Source organism: Tissierella sp. (assembly GCF_052089545.1).
Classification (GTDB): domain Bacteria; phylum Bacillota; class Clostridia; order Tissierellales; family Tissierellaceae; genus Tissierella_A.
The window spans coordinates 1-8,121 of sequence record NZ_JBQDAA010000100.1 but is presented as its reverse complement, the minus strand read 5'-3'; the positions used below and the strand labels follow the sequence as shown (position 1 = coordinate 8,121).

Below are 8,121 nucleotides of genomic sequence, written 5' to 3'. Positions count from 1 at the left end.
AGAAATTCGACGGGAAAAGAGTTATTTCTATAAAATAGCCCAAAATAATGTTAATTGAAGTAGATTAACATTATTTTTTTGGCTTTTATGAGAGCGAAAATATTCTAGGAGGTAATTTATGTGTATTTAAAAATAAAAAGAATTATAGATATATTACTTTCATTATTAGGTATTATAATATTATCTCCTGTATTTCTAATACTAATTGTTTTAATTAAATTAGATTCTAAAGGACCTATATTATTTAAACAAAAACGTGTAGGAATACATAAAACTCATTTTAATATATTGAAATTTAGAACTATGAAAATAGATACTCCGAAAGATACACCAACTCATTTATTAGAGAATCCAGAACAGTACATAACAAAGATGGGTAAGTTTCTTAGAAAAACAAGTTTAGATGAATTACCTCAAATAATAAATATATTTAAAGGCGAAATGAGTATAATAGGACCACGCCCTGCTCTATGGAATCAATATGATTTAATAGAAGAAAGAAACAAATATGGTGCAAATGATGTCCCAGTAGGACTTACAGGACTTGCTCAAATAAGTGGTAGAGATGAACTTGCTATAGAAGTTAAAGCTAAGATAGATGGAGAATATGCTGAGAATATGAGTTTCAAATTAGATGCTAAATGTTTCTTTGGGACAATAGTATCTGTAGTAAAAAGAGATGGTGTAGTTGAAGGTGGAGCAGGACAGGTAAGAGGTGAAAGTAAAGAATGAAAAATATACTTATCACAGGAAAGAGTAGTTACATAGGAAATAAACTTGAAGAATGGTTGCTAAAAACACCTGATAGATATAATATAGATAAGATCAGTGTAAGAGATGAATCTTGGATGCAAAAAGATTTTTTTAAATATGATGTAGTGTTTCACGTAGCTGGGATTGCGCATGTATCAACTGATCCAAATATGGAAGAAAAATATTACAAGGTAAATAGAGACCTTACAATAGATATTGCAAAGAAGGCAAAAGAAGATGGAGTCAATCAATTTATATTCATGAGTAGCATTATAGTATATGGAGATAGTACAAGCATTATGAGAGTTATAACTAGAGATACTATTCCTGAACCAAGCAATTTTTATGGGAATAGCAAATTACAAGCTGAAGAAGGTATTAAACCTCTAGAAGATGATAACTTTAAAATAGCTATCATTAGACCACCAATGATTTATGGTAAAGGCTCAAAGGGAAACTATCCAAAGTTAGCAAAATTAGCTAAAATCACACCTATATTCCCTGATATAGATAATAAACGCAGTATGCTTCATATAGATAATCTTTGTGAATTTTTGAAGCTGATGATAGAGAATGAAGAAAGTGGATTGTTTTTTCCTCAGAATGAGGAATATGTAAAGACTAGTGAAATGGTTAGGATTATTGGTGAAGTGCATGGGAAGAAAGTAAGGTTAACAAAAGCATTTAATCCTCTTATAAAAGTTATGATTGAAAGGATGAATGTAGTTAATAAGGTGTTTGGTAATTTGGTTTATGATAAATCTATGAGTAAGTATGATAAAGAATATAGAATTTGTGACTTAAAAGAGTCGATAGAATTGACTGAGAGGTAGTAATTTATGGACAATAAAAAAGTGTTAATATTAGTTAATCATGATGTAGTTATATATAATTTTAGAAAAGAATTGGTTGAAAGACTTTTAGAAGAAGGATATGAAGTGTACATCTCATCTCCTTATGGTGAAAGAATAGACTATTTAGTAGAAATGGGATGTAAATATATTGAAACTGACATTGAAAGACATGGAACTAATATTTTTAATGAATTTAAATTATTAAAAGAATATATAAAAATCATGAAAAAAATAAATCCTAATTTGGTTATTTCCTATACTATTAAACCTAATATATATGGGGGTATAGCATGTAGAATATTAAAAGTACCTTATATTGCAACTATTACTGGTTTAGGAATATCTGCTCAAAAAAAGGGATTAATAAGGTCTGTATCCATTCTTTTATATAAATTAGCCTTTAAAGACATACATAATCTGTTTTTTCAGAACGAATTAAATAGAAGATTCTTTATAGATAACAATATTGCAATAGATCAACATATATTGGTACCGGGTTCAGGTGTTAATTTATCAGACTATTCATTTGAAGATTATCCCTCAAATGAATATTTAATTAAAGTTCTTTTCATCGGTAGAATAATGAAAGATAAAGGGATAGGAGAATTTAATCAAGCAGCCAAAATTCTGAAAAACAAATATAAAAATATTGAATTTGAAGCTATAGGATTTGTGGAAGAGGAATATAAAGAAACAGTAAAGGAATTAAGTGAACTAGATGTAGTTAAATTTCGTGGTGTTGTAGAGAATGTGCATCAATATATAAAAGAAAGTCATGTGGTTGTATTACCGTCGTATCATGAAGGTATGGCCAATGTATTGTTAGAAGCTGCATCCACCGGACGTCCGTTAATTGCATCAAACATACCTGGATGTAAGGAAACATTTGATGAAAACATAAGTGGATTTGGAATAGAAATTAGAGATACAAATGATTTAGCACTAAAAATAGAAAAATTTATAAATTTAAGTTGCGATAAAAAGAAACAAATGGGTATTGCTAGTAGAAATAAGATGGAAAAACAGTTTGATAGAGAATTTGTAGTAGATAAATATATGAATTCAATAGAAAATATTATATAAAGGGAGTCAAATATGAATTTATACGAGAATATCAAAAATAAGAAAGAAAAAATTTCACTTGTAGGACTAGGATATGTAGGAATGCCAATAGCAGTAGCGTTTGCAAAGAAAGTGAATGTTATAGGATTTGATATAAGTGAAGAAAAAGTAAATCTTTATAAAAATGGAATTGATCCAACAAAAGAAGTTGGTGACAAAGTTATAAAAGAAACAACCGTAGAATTTACTTCAGATGAATCAAAGCTTAAGGAAGCAAAATTTCATATAGTTGCGGTTCCTACACCTGTTAATACAGATCATACTCCAGATCTTACACCTATTAAATCAGCAAGTAGAACCGTTGGAAGAAACTTAACTAAAGATTCAATAGTTGTATTTGAATCTACTGTATATCCTGGAGTTACTGAAGAAATTTGTATTCCTATATTAGAAGAAGAATCTGGACTACAATGTGGAATAGATTTTAAAGTAGGATATTCACCAGAAAGAATAAATCCAGGTGATAAAGTGCATAGACTTGAAACTATTGTGAAAGTAGTATCAGGGATGGATGAAGGATCATTAGAAGATATTGCTAAGATTTATGAATTAGTTGTAGATGCAGGAGTACACAAAGCAGAATCTATTAAAGTGGCAGAAGCTGCTAAAGTGATTGAAAACTCACAAAGAGATATTAATATTGCATTTATGAATGAACTCTCAATAATATTCAATAAAATAGAAATTGATACAAAATCCGTTCTTAAAGCTGCAGGGACTAAATGGAATTTCTTGAACTTCTCCCCTGGACTTGTTGGAGGACATTGTATAGGCATAGATCCATATTATTTAACTTATAAAGCAGAGCAATTGGGATATCATTCTCAAATCATTCTATCAGGTAGAAGAATAAATGATGATATGGGGAAATATGTAGCAGAAAATGTAGTTAAGCTTATGATAAAAGCAAACAAGCAAATTAAAGGTGCAACAGTAGCAATATTCGGAGCTACTTTTAAAGAAAACTGTCCCGATGTTAGAAATACAAAGGTAATTGACGTAATTAATGAGTTAAAAGAATACGGAATAAATGTAGTGGTGACAGATCCAGTAGCTGATAAAGAAGACTTATTAAGAGTATATGGAATAAAATTAAATGAAATAGATGATATAGAGAATGTAGATGCAGTAGTTTTTGCAGTACCTCACAAAGAATTTGATTCTATAAAATTAGAAGATATTAAAAACATATACAACAAAAAATGGAACGTATATTCAGATTTTAATGATGAAGTAGCTGCAACTTATGATGGAAATAACATTGATGATTATAAATACGTATTAGCTGATATAAAAGGTATTTTTGATAGGAAAGAAGCAGAAAAAAATAATTATCTGTACTGGAGATTATAAAAGAGGAGATTTATATATGGGTTATAAAAATATAGAATTTGATAAAGATGCAGTGTTTCTTGTAACGGGTGGTGCTGGATTTATAGGATCTAATTTATGTGAAGTATTATTAAATAAAAGTTATAAAGTTAGATGTCTAGATAATCTTTCTACTGGAAAACAAAATAATATAGATTTATTCATGAATAATACTAATTATAGATTTATCAAAGGAGATATACGAGATTTGGATACTTGCATGAAGGCTTGTGAAGGTGTAGATTATGTACTTCATCAAGCGGCATGGGGAAGTGTTCCCAGAAGTATCGAGATGCCATTATTATATGAAGATATAAATATAAAAGGCACATTAAATATGATGGAAGCAGCTAGACAAAATAATGTGAAGAAGTTTGTTTATGCTTCTAGTTCTTCTGTATACGGTGATGAGCCAAACCTTCCAAAGCAAGAAGGTAGAGAAGGTAATGTACTATCACCTTATGCACTTACCAAAAAGGTTGATGAGGAATATGGAAAACTGTATACTAAACTATATGGATTGGATACTTATGGAATGAGATATTTTAATGTGTTTGGTAGAAGACAAGATCCATATGGTGCATATGCGGCGGTTATTCCTAAGTTTATCAAACAGCTATTAGATGATGAAAGACCAACCATTAATGGTGATGGTAAGCAGAGTAGAGACTTTACTTATATTGACAATGTAATTGAAGCTAATCTTAAGGCTTGTAAAGCACCTCATGAGGCAGCAGGACAGGCATACAATATTGCTTATGGTGGTAGAGAGTATTTAATTGATATTTATGATGGATTGTGCAAAGCATTAGAAAAAAATATTGTGCCTATATTTGGGCCTGATAGGGCTGGAGATATAAAGCATAGTATTGCAGATATAGGTAGGGCGAAAGGAATGTTGAAATACAATCCGAACTGGAGTTTTGAAAGAGGGATTGAAGAGTCGATAGAGTGGTACAAGTCTAATTTATAGTCAATAGGATTTTGTAGGAGGAGATTATTTTGAAGGTTTTACATGTTATAAATAACTTGGGTGCAGGTGGGGCAGAAAAACTAATAGAAGAATCTCTTCCGATTATGAATGGGGCAAAAGGTATTAAGGTAGAGCTGCTGTTACTGAGTGATCAAGGGAATGTTTTTGATGAGGGATTAAGAAAGAGTGGCATATCTATTGATGTGATACCCGGAAAAAAAATTGCGAATCCTCTAAACATATACCATATTAGGAAGTACATCTTAGTTGGGAAATATGATGTTGTTCATGCTCACTTATTTCCAACTATTTACTGGGTATCAATCGCATCTAAACTAATGTGGAAGAATAAGCCTAAGTTTTTTTATACAGAACACAGTACGCATAATAGACGAAGAAATAAAAGGTTCTTAAGGCCTGTAGAGAAATTTATCTATTCAAGTTTTGAAAAGATTATATCTATTAGTGATGCGACGCAGGAAAATCTTATTAAGTGGTTAAAGCCAAGCCCCAATTATATGGGGAAATTCACTGTAAGTCATAATGGGATTAATATTAAAAAATTTAAAGATGCCAAGACATACGTAAAATCAGCTATAAATGATAGCTTTTCGGAGGATACACAATTATTGTGTATGGTAGCTAGATTTTCTGAAGCTAAGGATCAACCTACAATAATAAAGGCGATGCAATATATTCCGGAAAACATACATTTATTACTAGTAGGAGAAGGTCCGCTAAAGTGTAATAATGAGCAGTTAGCTGAAGATATGGCAGTTGAGAATAGGGTGCACTTTTTAGGGTTTAGAAATGACATTGAAAGAATACTTAGAACATGCGATATAATAATTCAATCGTCAAATTGGGAAGGATTCGGTTTGGCGGCAATAGAAGGAATGGCAGCGGGAAAACCTGTAATAGCTAGCGATGTAGAAGGACTTAGAGAAGTTGTTTGCGGAGCAGGAATGTTGTTCGAAAAAAGCAATGTAGAGGAATTAGTTAGTATAATTAAGTTAATGCTCGAAGATAGCTGTTACAATGAGTGTGTTAAATTATCCTTTAATAGGGCAAGCAAATACAATATAGATATCATGTCAGAGAAGACATTGCACATATATAAGACTCTATGTTAAAAGGAGGTTAGTAGTGTGTGAAGGGGGGCTATAATAAACACTTTTTTATAATATATTTGGCTTTAAAAAAGGAAACTAAAGCATTGAATAATATAATAGTTATAGTGTTTTTCAAAAGATTAATTAAGAAAGGATAGTTATAATTATGAGCACGAAAATAAAAAGAGCCCCTCATGCACGAAAGATAAAGTTATTTGAAGTTTGTATAGGAATCCCTCTAAAGATATTACCAATTAAAGATATTATTATATTTGAAAGTCATTCAGATTTTTGTGACAGTTCCAAAGCACTTTTTAATAAAATAATAGAACACAATATTAACGAAAAGTTTGAAATTTATTGGTTAGTTGATGATATTGAGTACTTCAATGATGCTAATCTGAAAAATGTGAAGTTCATCAGTAAAAAACGAAATACGATAAAGGAAAAGATGTGTAGTGAACTAAGAAATATACGTCTTTTCTCACAATGTAAGTATTATTTTTATACACACAACAATTTTCAACGCACTAAACCAAAAAGCAAACAAGTATTTTTTAATCTCACACATGGAACACCATTAAAAAATACGAAAGGTAAGATGGGAGATACATTAAAAGTAACATATATTTTAACACCATCACAATTTTCAGGAGGGTTAATGGTAAAGACTTATGGCGGTGGAGAATCAAAATTAAAGGTGTTAGGATTTCCAAGAAATGACTTTTTGCTTACAAAAAACGATTCAATATCTAAGTTATGTACAAATGAAAATTCATATAAAAAAGTGATTATATGGATGCCTACATTTCGAAGACAGAAGAATTCAGATAGAAATGATAGTAGTACAAATTCAAAAAGTGATATACCTATAATTAGTGATGCTGTAGGACTTTCCAAGTTGGACTTATTGCTTAGAGAGAAACAGGTTTTATTAATTATAAAACCTCACCCAGCACAGAACATGAAGTATATTAAGGATATAAATAGTTCTAATATAAAGATTGTAACGAATAAAGAGTTGCTTGATAAAAATATAGAACTATATAGTTTACTGGGTGAAAGTGATGCGTTAATTACTGACTATTCTTCGGTATATATGGATTATTTGATTTTAGATAAACCAATAGGATTTACAATTGACGACCTGTTGCAGTATAATCATAAACTAGGCTTTATGGTAGAAAAACCATTGGACTATATGCCGGGGTTTAAAATAAAAGATATAGATGATATGCTTAACTTTATAGAAGATGTTTCTATGAAGAAAGATTTATATAAAAATGAACGAGAATGTATATGTAAATTGTTTAATAAATATACAGATAACAACTCATCAAGCAGAGTCTTGAAGTTTTTAGGCCTAATAAAATAAAGTTGTAATAGAGGGCGTAATGAGAAATATATACAGAGTCGTTAAATGATTTTTTATAACATAGGAATTATGGAAATATAAAGGCTTAAGGAAATACAGAAAAAATAATCAGTAGAATAATAAGGAAAAGATATATAATACTTTTTATTTTAAAATTAAGCATTATATGAAAATAGAATTGGACCATCAAGACTTTATTAGACGACTTTTCAAATTAAATATTTCTAAATTCGTCAATTACTAAATAATGTGCAAATCAACTAAATACAGATGTAATTCAACTGTCAGTAACTCTTACATAGGTTAAATCACTTACGATAATGTCTGGTGGTTCTCTATTGTCGAAATTCCTATTGACAAGGTTAGCACATCTAGACCCATTGCAGGAGTTTTATACCATTGAATTGTGCTACAGTATAAGATGGAACTAACTTTTTCTGGTTCATTATATGACCAATACAGCGTCTAGATATCTTTGAAGAACCGCTATTTTTTTTGTTGGATCCACTTGGATAGGTTACACTTAATTATACAATAAAAACTCGGACATGATATAATAAA

General features: G+C 30.2%; 7 protein-coding genes. All 7 read left to right on the top strand.

The window, feature by feature from the left end; translation table 11 throughout:
• The first annotated feature begins 120 nt into the window (after positions 1 to 120).
• The 7 genes from ACTHW2_RS08145 (at position 121) to ACTHW2_RS08115 (ending at position 7,560) form a co-directional block, all read left to right on the top strand.
• On the top strand, positions 121 to 732 hold the full coding sequence (locus tag ACTHW2_RS08145; RefSeq protein ID WP_442199551.1) for a sugar transferase: 612 nt from the start codon (positions 121 to 123) through the stop codon (positions 730 to 732).
• Positions 729 to 1,586: an NAD-dependent epimerase/dehydratase family protein gene (locus tag ACTHW2_RS08140; protein ID WP_442199552.1), complete on the top strand. Its 858-nt coding sequence runs from the start codon at positions 729 to 731 to the stop codon at positions 1,584 to 1,586. Before ACTHW2_RS08145 ends, ACTHW2_RS08140 begins: the two co-directional genes overlap by 4 nt.
• Before the next feature lie 6 nt (positions 1,587 to 1,592).
• Complete coding sequence (locus ACTHW2_RS08135) at positions 1,593 to 2,690, top strand: glycosyltransferase family 4 protein (RefSeq protein WP_442199553.1); 1,098 nt, start codon at positions 1,593 to 1,595, stop codon at positions 2,688 to 2,690.
• A 12-nt stretch (positions 2,691 to 2,702) separates the two neighbouring features.
• Positions 2,703 to 4,082: a nucleotide sugar dehydrogenase gene (locus ACTHW2_RS08130; protein WP_442199554.1), complete on the top strand. Its 1,380-nt coding sequence runs from the start codon at positions 2,703 to 2,705 to the stop codon at positions 4,080 to 4,082.
• Positions 4,083 to 4,098: 16 nt separating this feature from the next.
• Positions 4,099 to 5,073 (top strand): SDR family oxidoreductase, encoded by a 975-nt coding sequence (locus ACTHW2_RS08125; protein WP_442199555.1) that lies wholly within the window; start codon positions 4,099 to 4,101, stop codon positions 5,071 to 5,073.
• A 29-nt stretch (positions 5,074 to 5,102) separates the two neighbouring features.
• Positions 5,103 to 6,206: a glycosyltransferase gene (locus ACTHW2_RS08120; RefSeq protein WP_442199556.1), complete on the top strand. Its 1,104-nt coding sequence runs from the start codon at positions 5,103 to 5,105 to the stop codon at positions 6,204 to 6,206.
• 145 nt (positions 6,207 to 6,351) lie between these two features.
• A complete protein-coding gene (locus tag ACTHW2_RS08115; protein ID WP_442199557.1) occupies positions 6,352 to 7,560 on the top strand; it encodes a CDP-glycerol glycerophosphotransferase family protein in 1,209 nt (402 codons plus the stop codon).
• The last annotated feature ends 561 nt before the right edge of the window (positions 7,561 to 8,121 follow it).

Coding starts and splice junctions, on each gene's coding strand:
- ACTHW2_RS08115 (WP_442199557.1), top strand. CDS start 6,352: ATGAGCACGAAAATAAAAAGAGCCCCTCATGCACGAAAGATAAAGTTA.
- ACTHW2_RS08140 (WP_442199552.1), top strand. CDS start 729: ATGAAAAATATACTTATCACAGGAAAGAGTAGTTACATAGGAAATAAA.
- ACTHW2_RS08125 (WP_442199555.1), top strand. CDS start 4,099: ATGGGTTATAAAAATATAGAATTTGATAAAGATGCAGTGTTTCTTGTA.
- ACTHW2_RS08135 (WP_442199553.1), top strand. CDS start 1,593: ATGGACAATAAAAAAGTGTTAATATTAGTTAATCATGATGTAGTTATA.
- ACTHW2_RS08130 (WP_442199554.1), top strand. CDS start 2,703: ATGAATTTATACGAGAATATCAAAAATAAGAAAGAAAAAATTTCACTT.